This is a genomic window from Cupriavidus taiwanensis, assembly GCF_900250075.1.
GTDB lineage: Bacteria > Pseudomonadota > Gammaproteobacteria > Burkholderiales > Burkholderiaceae > Cupriavidus > Cupriavidus taiwanensis_C.
Map to the genome: position 1 here is coordinate 1,932,502 of NZ_LT977071.1, position 18,984 is coordinate 1,951,485.

At 69.3% G+C, this 18,984-nt stretch carries 19 protein-coding genes; 8 read left to right on the plus strand and 11 right to left on the minus strand.

Features of this window, described 5'->3' with window-relative positions; translation table 11 throughout:
- Nucleotides 1–121 precede the first annotated feature (121 nt).
- Nucleotides 122–463, plus strand: coding sequence for a hypothetical protein (locus CBM2588_RS25085; RefSeq protein ID WP_115683003.1), 342 nt, complete (start codon nucleotides 122–124; stop codon nucleotides 461–463).
- Between the two features lie 124 nt (nucleotides 464–587).
- Nucleotides 588–923, plus strand: a complete 336-nt coding sequence (locus CBM2588_RS25090; protein WP_115683004.1) for a cupin domain-containing protein — start codon at nucleotides 588–590, stop codon at nucleotides 921–923.
- Nucleotides 924–952: 29 nt separating this feature from the next.
- Here the strand turns inward: CBM2588_RS25090 and CBM2588_RS25095 are convergent, their stop codons facing one another.
- On the minus strand, nucleotides 953–1,837 hold the full coding sequence (locus CBM2588_RS25095; protein WP_115683005.1) for a LysR family transcriptional regulator: 885 nt from the start codon (nucleotides 1,835–1,837) through the stop codon (nucleotides 953–955).
- 123 nt (nucleotides 1,838–1,960) lie between these two features.
- Between CBM2588_RS25095 and CBM2588_RS25100 the strand changes: the two genes are divergently transcribed.
- On the plus strand, nucleotides 1,961–2,392 hold the full coding sequence (locus CBM2588_RS25100) for a VOC family protein (protein ID WP_115683006.1): 432 nt from the start codon (nucleotides 1,961–1,963) through the stop codon (nucleotides 2,390–2,392).
- A 21-nt stretch (nucleotides 2,393–2,413) separates the two neighbouring features.
- Here CBM2588_RS25100 and CBM2588_RS25105 read toward each other — a convergent pair whose 3' ends face one another.
- On the minus strand, nucleotides 2,414–2,737 hold the full coding sequence (locus tag CBM2588_RS25105) for a thioredoxin family protein (protein WP_111521599.1): 324 nt from the start codon (nucleotides 2,735–2,737) through the stop codon (nucleotides 2,414–2,416).
- A gap of 124 nt (nucleotides 2,738–2,861) precedes the next feature.
- Nucleotides 2,862–5,129 carry an ATP-dependent DNA helicase gene (locus CBM2588_RS25110; protein ID WP_115683007.1) on the minus strand — a complete coding sequence of 756 codons (2,268 nt, stop codon included), beginning with the start codon at nucleotides 5,127–5,129 and terminating at the stop codon, nucleotides 2,862–2,864.
- A 246-nt stretch (nucleotides 5,130–5,375) separates the two neighbouring features.
- On the opposite strand from CBM2588_RS25110, the gene CBM2588_RS25115 reads away from it, so the two are divergent.
- The gene (locus CBM2588_RS25115) at nucleotides 5,376–6,953 is read left to right on the plus strand and encodes a fatty acid--CoA ligase (protein WP_115683008.1); all 1,578 of its coding nucleotides are present in this window, start codon (nucleotides 5,376–5,378) and stop codon (nucleotides 6,951–6,953) included.
- 7 nt (nucleotides 6,954–6,960) lie between these two features.
- Here CBM2588_RS25115 and CBM2588_RS25120 read toward each other — a convergent pair whose 3' ends face one another.
- From CBM2588_RS25120 to CBM2588_RS25130, 3 genes are all read right to left on the minus strand, one after another.
- Nucleotides 6,961–7,434: an RES family NAD+ phosphorylase gene (locus tag CBM2588_RS25120; protein WP_115683009.1), complete on the minus strand. Its 474-nt coding sequence runs from the start codon at nucleotides 7,432–7,434 to the stop codon at nucleotides 6,961–6,963.
- On the minus strand, nucleotides 7,431–7,946 hold the full coding sequence (parS, locus tag CBM2588_RS25125) for a type II RES/Xre toxin-antitoxin system antitoxin (RefSeq protein ID WP_115683010.1): 516 nt from the start codon (nucleotides 7,944–7,946) through the stop codon (nucleotides 7,431–7,433). The genes CBM2588_RS25120 and parS overlap by 4 nt, the downstream gene beginning before the upstream one ends.
- Before the next feature lie 93 nt (nucleotides 7,947–8,039).
- The gene (locus CBM2588_RS25130) at nucleotides 8,040–8,999 is read right to left on the minus strand and encodes a DNA-binding protein (RefSeq protein ID WP_115683011.1); all 960 of its coding nucleotides are present in this window, start codon (nucleotides 8,997–8,999) and stop codon (nucleotides 8,040–8,042) included.
- A gap of 112 nt (nucleotides 9,000–9,111) precedes the next feature.
- Between CBM2588_RS25130 and CBM2588_RS25135 the strand changes: the two genes are divergently transcribed.
- The gene (locus CBM2588_RS25135; protein ID WP_115683012.1) at nucleotides 9,112–10,233 is read left to right on the plus strand and encodes a site-specific integrase; all 1,122 of its coding nucleotides are present in this window, start codon (nucleotides 9,112–9,114) and stop codon (nucleotides 10,231–10,233) included.
- Nucleotides 10,234–10,475: 242 nt separating this feature from the next.
- A complete protein-coding gene (locus CBM2588_RS25140; protein ID WP_115683013.1) occupies nucleotides 10,476–10,901 on the plus strand; it encodes a hypothetical protein in 426 nt (141 codons plus the stop codon).
- Between the two features lie 51 nt (nucleotides 10,902–10,952).
- Here CBM2588_RS25140 and CBM2588_RS25145 read toward each other — a convergent pair whose 3' ends face one another.
- From CBM2588_RS25145 to cls, 4 genes are all read right to left on the minus strand, one after another.
- A complete protein-coding gene (locus tag CBM2588_RS25145; protein ID WP_111521592.1) occupies nucleotides 10,953–11,135 on the minus strand; it encodes a hypothetical protein in 183 nt (60 codons plus the stop codon).
- A gap of 77 nt (nucleotides 11,136–11,212) precedes the next feature.
- A complete protein-coding gene (locus tag CBM2588_RS25150; RefSeq protein WP_115683014.1) occupies nucleotides 11,213–11,533 on the minus strand; it encodes a hypothetical protein in 321 nt (106 codons plus the stop codon).
- A gap of 331 nt (nucleotides 11,534–11,864) precedes the next feature.
- Complete coding sequence (locus tag CBM2588_RS25155) at nucleotides 11,865–12,509, minus strand: TetR/AcrR family transcriptional regulator (RefSeq protein WP_115683015.1); 645 nt, start codon at nucleotides 12,507–12,509, stop codon at nucleotides 11,865–11,867.
- Nucleotides 12,510–12,623: 114 nt separating this feature from the next.
- Nucleotides 12,624–14,060 carry a cardiolipin synthase gene (gene cls, locus CBM2588_RS25160; protein WP_115683016.1) on the minus strand — a complete coding sequence of 479 codons (1,437 nt, stop codon included), beginning with the start codon at nucleotides 14,058–14,060 and terminating at the stop codon, nucleotides 12,624–12,626.
- A 438-nt stretch (nucleotides 14,061–14,498) separates the two neighbouring features.
- Here cls and CBM2588_RS25165 point away from each other — a divergent pair, with 438 nt between their 5' ends.
- Complete coding sequence (locus tag CBM2588_RS25165; protein ID WP_115683017.1) at nucleotides 14,499–15,254, plus strand: response regulator transcription factor; 756 nt, start codon at nucleotides 14,499–14,501, stop codon at nucleotides 15,252–15,254.
- Nucleotides 15,255–15,260: 6 nt separating this feature from the next.
- On the opposite strand, the gene CBM2588_RS25170 is transcribed toward CBM2588_RS25165, so the two are convergent.
- Nucleotides 15,261–17,111, minus strand: a complete 1,851-nt coding sequence (locus CBM2588_RS25170; RefSeq protein ID WP_115683018.1) for an EAL domain-containing protein — start codon at nucleotides 17,109–17,111, stop codon at nucleotides 15,261–15,263.
- A 243-nt stretch (nucleotides 17,112–17,354) separates the two neighbouring features.
- Between CBM2588_RS25170 and CBM2588_RS25175 the strand changes: the two genes are divergently transcribed.
- Nucleotides 17,355–18,980: a methyl-accepting chemotaxis protein gene (locus tag CBM2588_RS25175; RefSeq protein WP_115683019.1), complete on the plus strand. Its 1,626-nt coding sequence runs from the start codon at nucleotides 17,355–17,357 to the stop codon at nucleotides 18,978–18,980.
- Nucleotides 18,981–18,984 lie beyond the last annotated feature (4 nt).

The window sequence follows — 18,984 nt, forward strand, 5'->3', positions numbered from 1 at the left end:
CGGGCAAACAACCAGGCGCGGCACCGCCCACAAGGCGAATCCGGACGGCGCAGGCAGCAAACCCGCCAGCCTGCGCGGCCCCTCATGGGCCAGCCGTCCCCTTACCCCAAAAAACAGCAACATGCACAAAAACGCTCTCAAAGCCCTTCTTTCCACGACTCTCTGCCTCGCAGCAATCAGCGCCGCCACCCCCGCGATGGCACAAGGCCTGAACGATCGCGGCGTTGCCGGCGACCGCTACGGCTACGCCATGCACAACGGCCAGCGCGATCCGTTCACCGACGGCGCGCGTGTCAACGACCAGCGCGATCCCTTCACCGATGGCGCGCGCGTCAATGACAAGCGTGATCCGTTTGCCGACGGTGCCAACCGCGCCACCGGCCTGGAAGTTGCTGGCATGGATCGCAGCGGTGTGTCGGAGACCCCCTCTCATCGCGGCGCGCGCGCGTCCACCGCGGCCTGATCTGGCGGCGACACCACGCTGCGTGCTAGGGATGCGCGCGCTCCGGTGCTAGATTGAGAAGGCGTGCCGCCGCCCGGCGTCGGCGCGCCTGACAAGCCACCCCACCAGACGCGAGGAGCCGCGCATGTCCCTTCCCCATCTTGCTTCAGGACAGATCGCCAGCGTGCTGCCCCTGGGCGCGCGGCTGGACCAGACCGCCACCCAGGCCCTGTTCAAGGAAGGCCCCCTCGAAGTCATGCGGCTGGTGCTGAAGGCCGGCAAGCATGTGCCCCCGCATGCGGTCGACGGACCCATGACCGTGCAATGCCTCGAAGGCGAGGTCCGCGTGCGCGTGGATGGCTCCGAACGCCAGCTGCACCAGGGCGACCTGCTGTACCTCGGGCCTTGCGTGCGCTACGACGTGACGGCGGTGTCGGATGCCTCGGTACTGGTGACGATGGTGTTGCCGGGCAGCCTCTGAGCCCTCCCTAAGCCCTCCCTGCGCCCTCCCTAAGCCTCGATCGGCTGCCAGCGCGCGCTCGCCGCCACGAAGGCGTCGATCAGCGCCGCGACCGGCGCGCGGCGCAGCGCCGCTTCACGCACCAGCACACCCACCTCGCGATAGAGCGGCCCGCCCGGCAGTGGCACCTGCACCACGCCGGCCGCCTCGCGCAGCGGCACTAGTTCGGCCGGAATGATGGCGCAGCCCAGGCCCGCCGCCACCATCTGCAGGATCACCGCCGGCTCGTCCAGTTCCATCCCTTCCCTGACCCAGAGCCGCTGCCGTTTCAGGTAGCGGTCCACCAGCTGGCCGCCGGTGCTGTGGCGGTTGTAGCGGATAAACGGCAGCGCCTCCAGCAGCGCGCGCAGCTCCTGCGGCGAGCCCGCCGGCCCGATGCCGACGAAGCGCTCGCGCACCAGCGGCACCCACTTCAGGTCCGGCGGCAAACCCAGGCGCGGCCGGATCAGCACAGCCACGTCGAGCTCGCGCGCATCGACCTGCGTCAGCAGCTGGGTCGACATGCCGGGCACCACGTTGACGTGCGAGTCCGGGAAGCGCTGGCGGAAGTGCCGCATCGCCTCGGCCAGCAAGGTGGCCTGCACCGTCGACACCGCGCCCAGCTCGACCGGCGCGGCCTCGGCATGCGGCCCGGCGCGGTCTTTCATCGCGGCATAGAGCTCGACAAAGCGGCGCGCCTCCGGCAGCAACCGGTGCCCGGCTTCGCTGAGCGCGACCGACTTGCCGGTGCGCTCGAACAGGCGGCAGTCCAGTTCCTCTTCGAGGCGCCGGATCTGCGTGCTGACGGCCGACTGGGTCAGCGCCAGCCGCGCCGCCGCTGCGGAAAACGACCCGGTTTCGGCAGCCGTCAGGAAGGTCTGGAAGTAGCGGATCATCTATCGAAATTTTTGATGCTCAGGGCAAAAATGATTCGCTTCATATTACGGCTTGTGCTGACTACAATCAACGCGCGGGCCGATCCACCGCCCGGTCAAGACCTTCCCTCGATAACCAGCCCCATGAACACGACTTCCACGATCCCCTTGTTCCACCTGGCGTTTCCCGTGCGCGACCTGGCCGAGGCGCGCAGTTTCTATGGCGGGTTGCTGGGCTGCCCGGAAGGCCGCAGCTCCGAGGCGTGGGTGGATTTCAACTTCTATGGCCACCAGGTGGTGGCGCACCTGTCGCCCGAGGAATGCGGCCACCGTGCCACCAGCGCCGTAGATGGCGACGACGTGCCGGTGCGCCATTTCGGCGCGATCCTGCCGATGGACCAATGGGAGGCGCTGGCCGAACGCCTGCGCGCGGCCGGCACCCGGTTCGTGATCGAGCCGCACGTGCGCTTCAAGGGCCAGGTCGGCGAACAGGCCACCATGTTCTTCCTGGACCCGTCCGGCAACGCGCTCGAATTCAAGGCCTTTGGCGACCTGAGCCAGGTATTCGCGAAGTAAGCCGGCGCCAGCGCGCGGCGTTCAGGCAATGCGGCGCATCGCCTCGCGAATCGGCTCGGCCTCGGTCGGGCGGACCAGCCTGGCCACTTCCTGGCCGTCGCGCAGGAACACCAGCGTCGGCCACAGCTTGATGCGGAACGACCGGCCCAGCGGCCGTCCGCTGCCGTCTTCGATCTTCAGGTGGCGCAGGTCCGGATGCACGGAAAAGGCCTCGGCCAGCGCCGGCTGGGCCCGCTGGCAATAGCCGCACCACGGCGCGCCGAACTCCAGCACGGTGGCGCCGGACAGCGTGTCCACTTCGGTGCGGGTCGGCTCGGTGGCGGCATAGTGTTGAGTCATCGGCATGGTGTTTCCTTTCGGTTGGCGCGTGACGGTGTGCCTGCCAGATTCGTTCCAGGCCAGCGCGAGGCCAACCGGAGGCGGGGCTACGGCGCCAGCATGCCGCATCCGCGACGCCCGCGTGTAATTTCTACGCCGCCGGCGCGATTTCCCACCATGACGGCAGCAGCTCCCGCACCTCCGCCGCGGCAAAGCGGTCATCGATCAAATACAGCACGCCCTGGTCCTGCTGCGTGCGAATCACCCGGCCCGCGGCCTGCACTACCTTGCGCAGCCCGGGATACAGGTAGGCATAGGCATAGCCCCGGCCGAACGCCTGCTCCATGCGCGCGCGGAACTGCTCGTTGACGGCGTTGAACTGGGGCAGCCCCAGCGTGGCGACGAAGGCGCCGATCAGGCGCTCGCCCGGCAGGTCGACGCCCTCGGCAAAGGCGCCGCCGAGCACCGCAAAGCCAATGCCCTCGCCGCCTTCCGCAAAGGCCGCCAGGAACGCCGCCTGCGCGGCTTCGTCCATGCCGCGCGCCTGGACCCAATGCGGGATGTCCGGGTGCGACCCGGCGAAGCGGGCGACGGCCTGCTGCAGGTATTCGTGGCTGCTGAAGAAGGCCAGGTAGTTGCCTCGGCGCGCGCGGAACTGGTCCGCCATCAGCGCCACGATGGCCGGCAGCGACTGCCCGCGCCGCGCATAGCGGGTGGAGATGCGCGAGGCAATCCGCACCGACAGCTGCTCGGCGCGGAATGGCGATGGCACTTGCACGCGCGCGCAATCGGGCGGCAGGCCCAGCGTGTCGAGGTAATAGTCCGCGGGATCGAGGGTCGCTGAAAACAGCGTGACCGAATGCGCGGCGGCAAGGCGCGGGCGCAGGAACGGGGCCGGGATCACGTTGCGCAGGCAAAGCCGCGCATGATAGCCGCGGCCCCGCGACATGCGCTGGATATCGAACAGCGAATGCACATCGAGCTGTTCGGCCAGGCGGGCGAAATGCAGTGCGTCAAAGTAGAAGCGCTGCAGCGCCGGATCGTGCGCGCCTGGATGCTCGGTCATGTAGGCCAGCGCCGCCGCACAGCATTCTTCCAACGCGCGGCGAAAGGCCGCGGGCACTTCCGGCAGGACCTCGTAGGCATGGTCACCCTGGCGCGCGAGTATGCTCCACTGCCGCGCCAGCCGTGCCAGCGGCCGGGATAGCGGCGCCGGCGCGCCGCGGCGCAGCTCGCGCAGCGCTTGCGGGTCCAGCTCCGCCGTATACATCGCGCGGCCGCGCTCGACCAGGTTGTGGGCCTCGTCCACCAGTACGCTGGCGCGCCAGCCATTGGCCACGGTCAGCGCGTACAGCATCGCGCTGCGGTCGAAGTAGTAGTTGTAGTCGGCCACCACCACGTCGCTCCAGCGCACCAGTTCCTGCGCCAGGTAGTAAGGGCAGATGGCATGTTCGCGCGCCAGTTCGCGCACTGCGGCGCGGTCGCGCACCGGCATGGCGCGGGCCGCTTCGCGCGCGGCCGGCAGGCGGTCATAGAAGCCGCGCGCCAGCGGGCACGATTCGCCATGGCAGGCCAGCTCCGGATGCTCGCAAGCCTTGTCGCGCGCAGTCAGCTCGAGCACGCGCAGCGGTTGCGCTCCATGGCCGCGCAGGGCCGCGGCGGCATGCAGCGCCACCCCGCGCCCGGTGGAACGCGCCGACAGGAAGAATACCTTGTCGAGCCGCTGGCCCGGCATGGCCTTGAGCACCGGGAACAGCGTCCCGACCGACTTGCCGATGCCGGTGGGCGCCTGCGCCAGCAGGTGGCGGCCGGCGCGGTTGGCGTTGTAGACCGCCTGCGCCAGCTCGCGCTGGCCCGGGCGAAAGCCCTGGTGCGGAAACGCCAGCCGCGCCAGCGCGGCGTCGCGCGCCTGCCGGTGCGCCAGCTCGGCCTCGGCCCAGTGCAGGAAGCGCTCGCAGGACTGGACAAAGAACGCCTCGAGCGCCGGCGCGTCGAAATGCGCCACCACCGGGTGCTCGCGCTGGCTGATGATGTCGAAATAGACCAGCGCGATCTCCAGCCCGGGCAGCCCCAGCTTGCGGCACAGCAGGCAGCCATAGATCCTGGCCTGGGCCCAGTGCAGGTGGCGGTGGTTGTCCGGCACGGCGGCGTCGCCGCGTACCGTCTTGATTTCTTCCAGCCGGTTGGCAGCGGGATCGTAGCCGTCGGCACGGCCACGGACATGAAGCGGACCGAAATCCGCGGACAGCGCCACTTCCGCCTGATAGCCCGCGCCGCGACGGCCGGTCACCACGCCATGGCCCGCCACCCCCTCCTGCGCCGACGGCGTCGGCACGAAACGCAGGTCCAGGTCACCCGCCTTGGCGGTGAACTCGCACAGCGCGCGCACTGCGACGACGTACGCGGGCTGCGTCGGCACAGTGGACGCAGTGAGCGGTGCGGGCGTGACGGGAGGGGGCGCGGTGACGGCGGACACAGACAATGGGCACGGCGAAAACTGTACAAATATACAGTAGTGGCTGGCCGAGGAACGCCCTTACCGCTTAACTGGCATAAAGAAAGAGCAAATCGTTATTTCCATGTGCCCCACGCGCCGCTCTATATTGTCCGGCTCACAAGACATCAAGCGCCTGCCTGCCCGGCGGCGGACGACCGGAGACCAACCTTGACCCGCGGCATCACCCTTGGCGACACCCTGACCTGGCCCGCGCGCAACCTGCCCCACAAGACCGCGCTGGTCAGCGGCATCGGCGCCGGGCGGCGCGCGTGGACCTTTGCGCAGCTGGATGCCGAGGTCAACCGCCACGCGCATGCCTTGCAGTCGCTCGGCATCGGCAAGGGCGACGTGGTGGCGGCCTTCCTCTACAACACGCCCGCCTTTGTCTTTACGCTGCTGGCCACGGCCCGCCTAGGCGCCGTCTTCAACCCGGTCAACTACCGCCTGGCGGCGCAGGAGCTGGCCTACATCCTGAACGATGGCGGCGCCAGGGCGCTGCTGTTCGAACGCGAAGGCGCGGCCGTCGTGGAAAAAGCCGCCGAACTGGCGCCCGGCACCACGTTGCGCCTCTATGCCGACGCCGACCCGGCACCCGCCTTCGCCACGCACCGGCTCGACACGCTGGCGGCAGGCCAGCCCGACACGCCGCCGACGGTGACGGTCGACGAGAACGATTCCTGCATCCTGATGTACACCAGCGGCACCACGGGCCGGCCCAAGGGCGTCATGCACACCCATCGCAGCAAGCTGCAGCACAACGCGATGATGCACCAGGCCATGATGCTGTCGCGCGAGGACGTGGGCCTGTCGCTCGCGCCGCTGAACCACACCGCCGAGCTGCATACCAGCTTCCTGCCGCGCCTGCAGGTCGGCGCCACCCAGGTGCTGCAGCGCCGCTTCGATGCGGGCGAGGCGTGGCAGCTGGTCGAAGCCGAGGGCGTCACGCACTTCTTCGCGGCGCCGACCATGGTCGGCATGCTGCTAGACCATCCGGACGCCGCAACCCGCGACCTGTCCTCGCTGCGGCTGGTGGAGTACGGCGGCGCTTCGATGGCGCCGCACCTGATCCGCGAATGGGACCGCAAGGTCGGCGCGGGGCTGGTGCAGGTCTACGGCACCACGGAAATGGGACCATGCATGTCGGTGCTCTACCCGCACGAACAACTTAGCCGCGCCGGCTCTGCCGGCCTCCCCGCGCTGGGCCACGAGCTGGTGGTGGCAAGGCTGCGCGAGGACGGCGCACCGACCGACCCGTCGCAGCCGTGCGCGCCGGGCGAAGTCGGCGAAGTGCTGGTGCGCGGCCCATGCATGATGCAGGGCTACCTGAACCGCCCGGATGCCAACGCACGCGCGCTGGCGCATGGCTGGTACCACACCGGCGACCTCGGCAGCGTGGATGCCGACGGCTACCTGTGGATCCGCGACCGCATCGACTACATGATCAATTCCGGCGCCGAGAACGTCTATCCGCGCGAGGTGGAAGACGCCCTGATCGAGCATCCCGGCGTGCTCGAAGTCGCGGTGCTGGGGGAGCCCGATCCCACCTGGGGCCAGGTGGTCGGCGCCTACGTGGTGGCGCGCGGCGAGGCCGCGCCGAGCGCGGAACAGCTCGATGCCTTCCTGCTGCAAGGCGACCGGCTTGCCGCCTACAAGCGGCCGCGCCGCTATCATTTCGTCGAAGCGCTGCCCAAGACCACCAGCGGCAAGATCCAGAAGCACCTGCTGCGCGCCGGCGGCGCGGCGTGATCCTGCCTCAGGCCAGGCGTGCGTCGTACTGCCAGCGGCGCATCTTGGCATAGGCTAGCCGCCCGGCATCCGCGTGCAAGGGATTGACCAGCACGTTGAACTCTTCGGGAATCACGATGGAAGGCACCAGCAGCAAGGCGCTGGTGCCCGCGCGGACCCAGGCCTCGCCGGTGTCGAGGCTGGTCTTGCCGGCGGGAATGGCATCCCAGCCGACCGGCGCGCTGGCGGCCGTCAGTCGCTGTGCCGCGGCCCACAAGTCATCGGGGATATCGATGCGGACCAGGTAGCGGTTCAACGGCAGGCCGGCCGAGCCCAGGTGAACCAGGGTTTCCAGGCACGCCAGCGCGATGCTGGACGCCGCATAAATCAGCGGCGTGGCCTGCCGGTTCCAGCGCCCGCCGGTGGCCTTGGCACCGGCGCCGCTGGCATCGTCCGCGGTGTAGAGGGGCGTGTCGGTCGCGATGCGCCACGCCGGCCTCAAGCGTAGGCCCCGCTCTGCATCCTGGCCACGAGGTCGGAGACGATGCGCTGGCCCGCGACGGTATCCATCAGCGCGGCGGGGCGTTGGCCGCCCAGCGCCGGCGACGGCTGCTCCAGCCACTGCGCCACCCACTGCGCCGCATTGAAGCCGCGCGCATCGCCCGAGCTTTCCACCAGCGCCTGCACCTGGCCGACCAGCCGCACCATGCCCAGCACGCGCTCGCTCTGCTCGCTCGACAGGTTCTGGTGGGCGCGCGCCTTGCGGTCGACGGTGGCACGCGGCAAATCCAGCGTCCTGATCAGCTGTTCCTTGCTCGTGCCCATCGCTTCGGCCAGCCGGTTGAGATCGGAAGCCGGCACGCCCTCGCGGATGGCGTGGATTACCGACATGGCGCCTTCGGTCGACAGCGTGGCCTCGTAGACCGCAAGGTAGCTATTGACGCTGAGTTCGCGGGCGGCGCGGCGTTGGTGTGCGAGCGGATAATGGCCTTCAGGCGTGAGCATGCGCGGCATGGCAGATCTCATCAAATGAGCCTTCAATATAGCTCAATTGATTCCCCGCCAGCATGCCTTGCGCTGCGCTTCTTGCCGGAAGGCACGGTCGGCCTACAGCCCCCGGCCGCGCCGTCTTCCCTTGCCGACGGACAGCGCGAGACGGGCCGGACGGCTCCGCCGGGGCGGCGTTACCACAGCCGTGGCTTCGGCAGGCGCCGCGCCGGCCTGCTCGCGGTACTCCGCCAGCAAGCTTTCCCGCTGGCGCACCCGTTCTTCCAGTACCGCGATTGCCTGTGCGAGCCTGGTCATCTCGCTGCCCTGGCGCGATGCCGCCTCCGCGGCCCGGCTGAGTCGCTCGACCGCCGCCTTGCGTTCGGCCTCGAGCAGCTTTTGCGCTTCCCTGGCGGCCACCCGCGCCGCATCGAGTTCCAGCGCCATGCGCCGCTCGTTGGCGGCGGTGCGCTGCATCAGCGTTTCGCGCTCCTGGTCCCAGGCCGCGCGCTGGGCTTCAAAGTCGTTCTGCATCGCCTCGCGCGCGGCCAGCGCCGTGGCGTGCTCGGCGCGCAGCGCCTCGGCCTGCTGCTGCCATGCTGCCGCAGCGGTTTCGGCGCGGGCGGAACGCTCCGCCGCCTCGTCGCGTGCCCGCGTCAGTTCCGCCATGGCAGCCTCCGCGCCTTCGAGCCGCGCCTGCATGACCTGGCGTTCCTGCGCCAGCGCTTCGCGCTCCTGCTGCAGCGCCGCGTTCGCTTCCACCAGCGCGGCTTCCCGCTGCGCCAACGCGGTCTCGGCCGAGGCTCTGGCGCCTTGCAGCGCTGCCTCCCACAGGTATCGCGCGGCTTCCGTGACGGGCTCGGGACAGCCTGGCGCCGGCGCGAAGCCCTGCGGATCCTGGATCCGCCCGCCCAGCGCAGCAAACCAGGCATCCAGGTGCGGACTCACGGTGTTGGGCGAGCCTCGCCCCAGATGCAGGCGGATGCGTTCGATGGTCGGCCGCTGGCCGGCCTTGAGCAGGCTGTCGGCGGCTTGCCAGACGTCGTCGCGGGTGATGCCTCGGCTGCGGAGCGTTTCCATGATGGGATCCGTCGAATTACTGAAAAGCCACAAATAAGGTTCGATAATGGAGGATTATCGGCTTCTATTCGCCATTTACGTATGATATATTACAGCATACATCATATTTAATATGATCAAAATCCGAGACCCCCACGAGGCCTATTTCCCACCGATTCCCTCCGATGTCGACTTACCGGCTCCGCTCCGCACGTCCCAACTGGATCCTCTCGCCGAGCAGGCGGCCAACGCGCTGCGCCAGGAAGGCGAATCCCGCAACACGGTGGCAAGCTACCGCTCCGCATTGCGCTACTGGTCTGCCTGGTATGCCCTGCGCTACCGGCAGCCAGTACGGCTTCCGCTTGCGCCCGCCGTCGTTATCCAGTTCATCGTCGACCACGCCACGCGCCAGACGCCGCAGGGCCCTGTCTGCGAGATGCCGGCCGCGATCGACCAGGCGCTGGTCGCTGACGGATGCAAGGCACGACCCGGCCCGCCCGCGCTGTCCACGCTGACCCACCGGCTCGCGGTCATCGCCAAGGCCCACCAGCTGCAAGGCCTGCCCAACCCCTGCGCCGATGCCGGCGTGCGCGAGCTGATGGCCAGCACCCGGCGCGCCTATGCGCGCCGCGGCCACCGCCAGGCACGCAAGGCCGCCCTGACACGCGCGCCGCTGCTGCGCCTGCTCGATACCTGCGATGGCTCGCTGGCCGGGTTGCGCGACCGCGCGCTGCTGCTGTTCGCCTGGGCCAGCGGCGGGCGTCGCCGCTCCGAAGTCGCGCGCGCCACCATGGACAACCTTACGCGTGTGGGGCCCGGGGACTTTGTCTATGTGCTGGGCTGGTCGAAGACCAACCAGTCAGGCAGCGAGCACGCCGATACCGCCAAGCCCGTCACCGGCGCCGCCGGGCAGGCGCTCGAGGCGTGGCTGGCCGCGGCGGGGATCGAGCACGGCCCGCTGTTTCGCCGCATCCGGCGCGGTGGACATGTGGGAGAAGGCTTGTCGGATGCGGCGGTCAGCCGCATCGTCAAGGCCCGTTGCGCGCTGGCTGGGCTGGACGGCGACTATTCCGCGCATTCGCTGCGCTCGGGCTTTGTCACGGAAGCGGCGGCGCAGCAAGTGCCGCTGGCTGAAACCATGGCCATGACCGGCCATGCCAGCGTATCGACGGTGGTCCGCTATTTCCGCGCGGCCGATGCACGTCGCTCGCGCGCGGCCGATCTGCTGGCACCCGATGACAGCGACAGCCCCTGAGCGACTCGCCATGTCCGCCAACCATGCGCCGGGGCCGGCGCAAATACGGGTATTTCGCTAGCCGGCGCCTCTGGCTCGCCCCGCGGGGCCTGCCTATACTGGCAGGCGCGCGGGACAGTGCCGGCACAGGCCGGACGCCGCGCACGGAACATCCGGCAGACAGTCACCGCCGCGCAAGCGCTGGCGGTACAGGCGCGCGACGACGCGCCGCTGCCCGGACCCGATCAAGTGGAAACGCGGAGATGGGCATGCCCAACGAACAATTCCTCGCCACGCAGGAAACGCGCCGCTCGGGGCTGAAGGCCCTGCGCGCGGCCCTGCTGCAGGTTCACAAGGAAGTCATCGGCTATGACCGGGCCCAGTACGAACGCCTGAACGGTCCGATTCCGGCCGGCCTGTTTGTCCAGCTGGTGACTGAAGACAACTACTTCCGCTGGCTCGACCCGCTGTCGCGCCTGATCATCGAGATCGACGAAGAGCTCGAGGCCAAGGAACACCACGACGACACTTGCCGTGCCGTCGGTCGCGCCGCCGAAAAACTCTTCAGCGACGGTGCCGACCCCTCATTCCGCAAACGCTACCAGGAAGCGCTGCAGGATGAGTCCGGCGTCATCGTCGCGCACGGGCGGCTGATGTCCGTCATCGGGCAACTGCGCCAGCTGCCCTAGCGCGGCCGCGCGGCCGGACGCATTGGTCCGGACGCCTTGTTGCTCCGCGCTTTACTTGCCCGGCTTCGACTTGCCGGGCCGGCGCGGCACGTCGGTGTCGACCGCGACCGGGTCGCTGGCGGGGAAGGTATCCTTCAGCGCCTCATCGAGTTCGCGCTCGATCAGTTCGTCGCTGGATGGCTGCTGCGCTGGCTTCGTCGGTTGGGGCTGGTGCTTCTGTGCGGGCTTGCTCATGGCGATATGGCTCCGTTGGCGACCGTGAACCGATGGTAACCCTGGCGGCCCGGCATTGCCATGCGGACGCCCACCCGTCAGTGGCCTCTGCCGCCACCTCCTCTGCCGCCCCCGCGCCCGCCGCCATGCCAGCCACCCCGCCCGTGGTGGCCATGGCCATGCCAGTGATGGCCGCGTCCGCCGCCGCCATAGATGAAGGCGAAGCTGCCATAGGCCGGCCATGGACGGTAATACGGATAGCCGTATGCCGGATAGGCGGGATAGGCCGGGTAGGTCTGGTAGTACGGCGTCGACACCGAGTAGGCGGGATAGGCCGGATACGGGTCGCCGGCATACGGGTACGCCACGCACCCGGCCAGCGCGGTCGCGACGAGGATCACTCCGATTCCGTATTGCATGATGCTCCCCCACTGTCGGCGCTCAGCCTGCCAGACTTGGCAGGCACGCAAGTTAGACCGCGCGGCCGGCCCTGCATTCCGGTGAACCGCACCTGCCCGACGATCCCCGGCCAACCCATGTCCGTGCGGGTGCCTATATCGGGACAAAACAAAGACATATTTAAGAAGTGTCCGATATTCAGATGAGAATCAACGGAATACATTGTTCCTGCACCCGACCCTGGGTGCCCGACAGAGCCAGGTTGCCCCCCTTCCTGGCTCCTTACGTTGCCACGATGGTCCCCGCCATCGTGGCATTTTTTTGTGCCGCGATTTATGCCGCAATTTCGGGCTACAGGCCCTTCTCGACCATCTCGAGCACGCGCTGCCCCAGGATCTCCGCCTGCTCGCTGGCGCGGCTGCGCAGCGGGCCGTCGATCAGCAGAATCGCCAGCCCGTGCACGGCCGACCACGCCAGGTATTCGGCGCCCGGGCGGCGCTCGGCGGGCAGCACCCCCGCCTCCACCAGCTGGTCCAGCGCCGCGCCCAGCAGCTGGAAAGGGTTCAGGCCGCTGTTGCCGGCCTTGGCCGGGTCGGCGTCGTCTTCCACTTCATCCGGCACCGAGAACGCCGTGCGGAACAGGCCGGTTTCCGTGAGGGCAAAACGGAGGTAGCCCGTGCCGACCGCGCGCAGGCAGGCGCGCGCATGCGCGGCGGCGCCACGGCCCGGGCGCAGCCCGCCGATTTCGGCTTCCATGGCGATCGCCAGCGCAGACAGGGCCGACGCGCGCACCGCCTGCAGCAGGTCTTGCCGGCTGGCGAAATGGCGGTACGCGGCATTGGGCACCACGCCGGCGCGGCGCGTCGCTTCGCGCAGCACGATGGCGTCGGGGCCGCCCTCGCGTGCCAGGTCGATGCCGGCGTCGAGCAGCGCGCGGCGCAGGTCGCCATGGCGATAGGTCGCCCGTGCGGGCGGTGCGGAGGCTTCCCGGTTCATGCCGGCCTCCCGGAAAACGAATGACAGTTCATGATGTGCAGAGTCTTATAGTGAACAGTGTACACAATCAAACTGTCACAAGCTTGTTGCATCGACGTTGGCAGGGGCCGCGGCTCAGAGGATCGGCGCGAACAGCGAGGCGACGTGCATCGCCACCCGCAGTGGCGCCGGTGCGGAGAGGAACTCGTCCAGCCCGACCCGACGGGCCTGCGCGAAGTCGGCCTCGAGCATTGCCGCCACCTGCGCCGCAAAGCCCCGGTCGGCCGTCATCACCATCAGTTCGAAATTGAGCCGGAACGAGCGGTTGTCAAGGTTCGCGGTGCCGACGGCGGCGGCCTCGTCGTCGATCAGGATCACCTTCTGGTGCAGGAAGCCAGGCTGGTAGCGATAGATCTTGATGCCAGCGGCAATGGCCTTGTGGGCGTACAGCGTGGAGGCGGCATAGACCACCAGGTGGTCCGGCCGCGCCGGGATCAGGATGCGCACATCCACGCCGCGCAGCACCGCCAGCCGCAGCACTGCAAACACGGCCTCGTCCGGAACGAAATATGGCGACGTGATCCACAGCCGGTGGCGCGCCGACTGGATCGCCTCGACAAAGAACAGCGAGCAGGTTTCCTGCGCATCGGCCGGCCCCGACGGCACCACCTGGCAGGTCATGCTCCCGCCCGCCTCCGGCGGCGGCATCAGCAGATGCGGCACCTCGCGCGCGGCCCAGTACCAGTCTTCGGCAAACGCCATCTGCAAGTCCAGCACGGCGCTGCCGCGCAGCGCGATATGGGTGTCGCGCCAGGGCGCCAGCGGCGGACGCTGGCCCAGGTATTCGACCCCGACATTGTGGCCGCCGATGAATGCTTCGCAGCCGTCCACGACCACCAGCTTGCGGTGGTTGCGGAAATTGAGCTGGAACCGGTTGACGAAACCGCGATGCGTGGAGAACGCCCTCGCCTCGACCCCGGCATCGAGCAGCGTGCGCACGTAGCGGCGCGACATGGCGTGGCAGCCGATGCGGTCGAACAGGAAGTACACCTTGACGCCAGCCTGCGCGCGCTCGCACATCAGCGCCTGCAGGCGCCGCCCGAGCGCATCGTCGTGGACGATGAAGAACTGCACGATCAGCACCTGCCGGGCGCCCGCCATCGCCGCGAAGATCGCCTCGAAGGTCTGCTCGCCGTCGATGAGCAGGCGCACATCGTTGTTGGCCAGGCAGGGCATGCCGGTCAGGCGCGGCAGCGCGCGCATGCAGGCCTGCACCGGCGCGTGGACCACGCAGGCGCTGCGCGCCTCGCGCTCGCGCGGGGTCATGCCGTGGCGGATTTCGCGCAGCCGGTCGTCGTTGAAGCGGCGCGCGTCGACATAGCCGGCGAAGGTGCTGCGCCCGAAGATCAGGTAAGGCACCAGGGTGAAGTACGGCATCATCAGCAGCGAGCCGGCCCAGGCAATCGCCCCCGGCGCGGTGCGCACCGTCATGACGGCATGCAGCGCGGCCACCACGCCTACGACGTGAAAGGCCAGCACGATGATGGCGATGACACTCGGGCTCTGCAGCATCGGTGGGCTTGTGTCCGCTGACCGGGTCGCGATGCGCGCTATTTTGGCACAGCACGGTCCCGGATGTAGGCGCCCGGCCGTGCGCCGCCGGCCGGCGCTGCCTTCTTTTTTGGCACGCCGATGGCATCACGGTGCCAGGCCGCCGTCGGGGCAGCATACCCCTGTTTGTCCACAGGAACTGTGGACAACTTTCCGTAGCGCCCGGCAGTTGCCGCAGCTCCACCATCGACTGCGCTCCTGTCACGGCGGCGAATAACGAAAATCGGCAGATATTTCAGCAATGTCTGATTGTTTTTCGGACCGCACTTTCAATACGCTTTCTGGCTAGGCAACGCGATGCCATCGGGGCGTCGCGGCCAGGGCTGTCCGACCGCGGCCCGGGCGCTCCTTGCCGGCTTTCGCCTGACGGTTCGTATCCTGCCCTGTGGTCCGCCTCCGATGAACATTGCGCTGCTCATGGGCTTTTCGCCCCAACTCCGTACCGTGGCCGAACTGCTGGAGGGCGCCGGCTTTCGTTGCCGCGTGTTCGAGACCGGCCGCGAGCTGATCCACCGCGTCAGCCAGGAGCTGTACGACATGCTGCTGATCGACGATGCCCTGCCCGACCTGCCGGCGCTGGACGTGGTGCGCGCGGTGCGCAGCGCGCGCTCGCGCGATGTGCCGATCATCCTGCTGGCTGCCGACAACAGCGAAGACAAGCTGGTCGATGCGCTCGACGCGGGCGCCGACGACTACGTTTGCCGCCCGCTCAATGCGCGCGTGCTGATGGCGCGCATCACGGCATTACGCCGGCGCGTGACCGGCGAGCGCGTGCGCCAGGGCCTGGTGGTGCAGGCCGGCCCCTACCAGCTCAACAGCATGGGGCGCTTCGCCACGCTGCACGGCGAGCGCATCGCCATGACGCCGAAGGAATTCGACCTGGCCATGATGCTGTTCTCGAACGTCGGCCGCGTGCTGGCTGCCGAGCGCATCCAGCAGGCAATCTGGCGGCATGAACTGCCGCCGCTGTCGCGGGCGCTGGCGGGCCTGATCTCGCGGCTGCGCAAGACCCTGCGCATCGGCGTGGCCAACGGCATCGTGATCACGGTGGTCTACGCGCATGGCTACCGGCTTGACGTGCTCGAAGAGAGCATCGCGCCCAGGCTGCCGAAGGCCGGAACCCGGACCACCGTGCCCGGACGCTCGGGCAACTGAGCCGCGCTACGCCGGCAGCGTCGCCGACAGCGCCAGGAAGTCGAGCACGGCCATGCCGTCGGCGGAGCGCTTGGCCTCGCGCTTGGCCGCTGCCGCCGCGGCGCCGATCTGCTGGCTGCCCAGGCGCTGCAGGCCGGCGACACCCTCGCCGCTGACGCATACCACCCCCACCGCCATCGATACCGGAGGAAAGAACACCGGCCGCCCGTGCCGGTCTTCGCCATGCATGCCGCCGGCGGCGCGGTCGGGCGGCGCATACATGGCGCGCGCGGCATCGTTGAAGCGCAGGATCGCGGCCCGCATGCGCTCGGCCCAGTCGGCGCTCTGGTATAGCACCAGGAAATCGTCGCCGCCCACGTGGCCCAGGAAGTCGCGGGCCGGGTCGCAAGCCTCGGCCAGGATCGCGGCCGCGCCCTTGAGCATCTCGTCGCCTTTCCAGTAGCCGTATTTGTCGTTGAACGGCTTGAAGTGGTTCAGGTCGACATAGCAGGCATGGAACTCGCTGGCGGCCTCGATCAGGCGCTCGATATGCTGGTTCAGCGGGATATTGCCCGGCAGGAAGGTCAGCGGATTGGCGTAGCGCGCCGCTTCCATGCGCACCTCGGTGATGGCCCGGATCAGGTCGGCGCCGGTGCCCAGCCCGATATAGCGGCCCTGGTCGGTGATCACGAAGCCGTCGGCGAGCGAGCGCGTGTTCTCGCCCGACAGGATCTGCGCCATGTCCTCCAGGCTGGCACGCTGGTCGAAGCAGGCCGGATCGCGGTTGGCCATGGCGATGCAGGCCTTCTTGCCATAGAGCTCGCGATGGAACGGCGCCGCGTAGCGGTCGATAAAGGCCTGGCGGCCGATGATGGCCAGCGGCCGCCCTTCGTCATTGACCACGGCCACCGCCTGCAGCTCGGGCTGGTCCTGGAAGGTACGCAGCACCGCATCGTTGCTGGCCGACGGCGATACCGTCGGCGCCGGCCGCAGCAGCCGTCCCGCGGTGATGCCGGACCAGCCCGAGCGCACCATCTGCGGAAACACGGCAATGCGGCGCGACGCCAGCGCCTGCCGTACATGCAGCGCTGCCTGCGCCGCCGGTTGCGCCACCGGCCGTCCCACGTAATAGCCCTGGGCGCCGGTCACGCCCAGGTCGCGCACCACGGCGAGTTCATCTTCGTCTTCAATGCCTTCGGCGATCACGCGCCCGCCAAAGGCACTCATCATGCGCAGCAGCGCGCGCAAGATCTCCAGCCGGCGCGAGCACGACGCGATGCCGCGCACCAGCGACTTGTCGATCTTGACGAAGTGCGGCGACAGGTGGGCAAGCAAGTCCAGGTTGGCGTGCCCGGTGCCGAAATCGTCGAGCGCGTACTGCATGCCGAGTTCGCGCAGTACCGACATGGCCACGCCAAAGCTGGCGGCGTCGCCGATCGGAGTCTGTTCGGTGACCTCGATCACCAGCCGCGACGGTGCGATGCCGGCTTCCAGCAGCGCCGCCATCAGCCGCCCCCGGTCCGCCAGCAGGTGGCGCAAGGTCTGCGGGCTGAAATTGAGGAAGAGCTTGCCGGGCAGGTCGAAGCCGCGCCAGGCGACCAGCGCGGTGCGCGCCGCTTCGACCTCCAGCGCGATGGTGGCGGGAACCCCCTGCGCCAGCCGGAACAGCGCGTCCGGTGCCGCCCAAGTCGAGCCCACGGGCCCGCGGATCAGCGCTTCATAGCCGAGGATGGCGCCGCTGTCCGCCTGCACGATGGGCTGGAACACGGCGTGCAGCGGCGGCAGACGCGCCGGCGCAAGCGCGGACCCGCCCGGGACAACGCTGACAGCGTCGGGCGTGGGATCGTGCAGGGACGTGGCGACAGTCAGGCCATTCATAGGAAGCAAGCGGGGGATGGTGCGGCAGCGGTCAGGGCGCAGCGCGGCCCACATTGCATGACATCCACATGACAGCACGATGACAGTCCAATTGGAAGAATGTCACGTCGGCGTCACGTTGATCGACGACGATCCGTGCGCCGCGGCGACTGTCCCGTACAGAGGACGGCACCAGCGGCGAATCGGGTCAAGCCCGGGCTGCGCAGGCTGTTCACGCCGGCGCGCCCGTCTGGAGTCATCTCCGTGTTGCAAGTTTCCAAGACATCCCTGCCCGGCCAGCGTCGGGCAGCTGCCCACGCGCGCTGGCTGGCGCGGCTGGGCCGCCTGCCTCTGGTGGCGCGCCTGTGCGCCGCCTTTGCCCTGGTCTACCTGTTCGGCGCCGCGGTCGGCCTGACCGGCATCGCCAACCTGGTCTCGATCAAGGCGCGCACCGATACCCTGTACCAGCACGACATGCACGGCGCGATCTCGGCGGAGCGGGCGCAATCGGCACTGGCCGCGCTCGGGCGCGCCCAGCTGGCGCTGACCATGGCCACCAGCAGCACCGAGCGCGACGGCGCCGCCGACGAGATCGCGGCGGCGCTGTCGCAGCTCGATGCGGCACTGGCCGGCGTGCAGCGGGCTGCCCCCGCCCAGGCGGCGCCACTGCTGCGCGAACGCCAGCGCGCCAGCGAGCTGGCCCAGGCGTACGTGGCGTTGCTGCGCAAGCAGCCGCTGGATCCGCTGCAGTTCGACAGCGCGGTCTCGGTCGACGGCCATTTCGTCACCGGGCAGCTGCAGCGGCTCAGCAGCCAGGTCGAGGCCGTACGCCGCCAGCAAGAGCAGCGGGCCGCCGCCACCGTTGCCAGCGTCGCCGCCAGCCAGCTGCGCGCGCAGGCCTGGATGGCGACCCTGCTCGGCGCCAGCCTGCTCGCGGCCGTCGCGCTGGCGTGGATCGCCGCGCGCAGCCTGCACGCCGAACTGGGCGGCGAGCCGCGCGATGCCGCCGACATCGCCCGCCGCATTGCCGCCGGCGACCTGACCGCCCCGATCGCGCTGCGCCCGGCGGACCACAGCAGCATGCTGCACCATGTGGCCAGCATGCGCGACCAGCTGGCCGGCGTGCTGGCGCGGATCCAGGCCAGCGCCCACGAGATCACCGCGGCCAGCCAGCAGATCGCGGCTGGCAACCAGGCCCTGTCGGCACGCACCGAGCAGCAGGCCAGCGCGCTCGACGCCACTACCGACAGCATGCAGGCGCTGGCGGCGCACGTCGCCGCCGCGCATGCGCAGGCCACCGAATCGAGCGAGATGGCCAGCGCCGCCCGCGCCGCCACCGACGACGGCGCGGCCGTGGTGCAGCGCATGCGCGGCGCCATGGACGCCCTGCACGGCCATTCGCGCCATATTGCCGAGATTGTCGGCGTGATCGAAAGCATTGCGTTCCAGACCAATATCCTGGCGCTGAACGCCGCCGTGGAAGCGGCGCGTGCGGGCCCGGCGGGCCGCGGCTTTGCGGTGGTGGCGCAGGAAGTGCGCGCGCTGGCACAGCGCAGCGCCGAGGCGGCGCGCGAGATCGGCGGCATTGTCGGCAATGCCACGCACGAGATCCAGCAAGGCGCCAGCCTGAGCGGCTGCGTGGTGGCGGCGATGGACCGCATTGCCGCCACGGTGGGCCACAGCCATGCGCTGGCCGAGGGCTTGCGCGCGCTCGCGGACGAGCAGGCCGACAGCGTGCAGGGCGCCGGGCAGGCGGCGGCGCAACTGCGCCAGACCGCCCGGCAGAATGCTGCGCTGGTCGACGAACTGGCGGGCCAGGCGGCGCGGCTCGACCGGCAGGCCGCGGCGCTGGCCAGCGACGTGGCGCGCTTTCGGTTCCAGCAGCCGTGACCGG

Bases quoted from the DNA above. Each gene is read 5' to 3' on its own strand.
- CBM2588_RS25090 (WP_115683004.1), top strand. From the start codon at position 588: ATGTCCCTTCCCCATCTTGCTTCAGGACAGATCGCCAGCGTGCTGCCC.
- CBM2588_RS25165 (WP_115683017.1), top strand. From the start codon at position 14,499: ATGAACATTGCGCTGCTCATGGGCTTTTCGCCCCAACTCCGTACCGTG.
- CBM2588_RS25095 (WP_115683005.1), bottom strand. From the start codon at position 1,837: ATGATCCGCTACTTCCAGACCTTCCTGACGGCTGCCGAAACCGGGTCG.
- CBM2588_RS25150 (WP_115683014.1), bottom strand. From the start codon at position 11,533: ATGCAATACGGAATCGGAGTGATCCTCGTCGCGACCGCGCTGGCCGGG.
- CBM2588_RS25145 (WP_111521592.1), bottom strand. From the start codon at position 11,135: ATGAGCAAGCCCGCACAGAAGCACCAGCCCCAACCGACGAAGCCAGCG.
- cls (WP_115683016.1), bottom strand. From the start codon at position 14,060: ATGCTGCAGAGCCCGAGTGTCATCGCCATCATCGTGCTGGCCTTTCAC.
- CBM2588_RS25155 (WP_115683015.1), bottom strand. From the start codon at position 12,509: ATGAACCGGGAAGCCTCCGCACCGCCCGCACGGGCGACCTATCGCCAT.
- CBM2588_RS25140 (WP_115683013.1), top strand. From the start codon at position 10,476: ATGGGCATGCCCAACGAACAATTCCTCGCCACGCAGGAAACGCGCCGC.
- parS (WP_115683010.1), bottom strand. From the start codon at position 7,946: ATGCCGCGCATGCTCACGCCTGAAGGCCATTATCCGCTCGCACACCAA.
- CBM2588_RS25135 (WP_115683012.1), top strand. From the start codon at position 9,112: ATGATCAAAATCCGAGACCCCCACGAGGCCTATTTCCCACCGATTCCC.
- CBM2588_RS25105 (WP_111521599.1), bottom strand. From the start codon at position 2,737: ATGCCGATGACTCAACACTATGCCGCCACCGAGCCGACCCGCACCGAA.
- CBM2588_RS25130 (WP_115683011.1), bottom strand. From the start codon at position 8,999: ATGGAAACGCTCCGCAGCCGAGGCATCACCCGCGACGACGTCTGGCAA.
- CBM2588_RS25100 (WP_115683006.1), top strand. From the start codon at position 1,961: ATGAACACGACTTCCACGATCCCCTTGTTCCACCTGGCGTTTCCCGTG.
- CBM2588_RS25085 (WP_115683003.1), top strand. From the start codon at position 122: ATGCACAAAAACGCTCTCAAAGCCCTTCTTTCCACGACTCTCTGCCTC.
- CBM2588_RS25170 (WP_115683018.1), bottom strand. From the start codon at position 17,111: ATGAATGGCCTGACTGTCGCCACGTCCCTGCACGATCCCACGCCCGAC.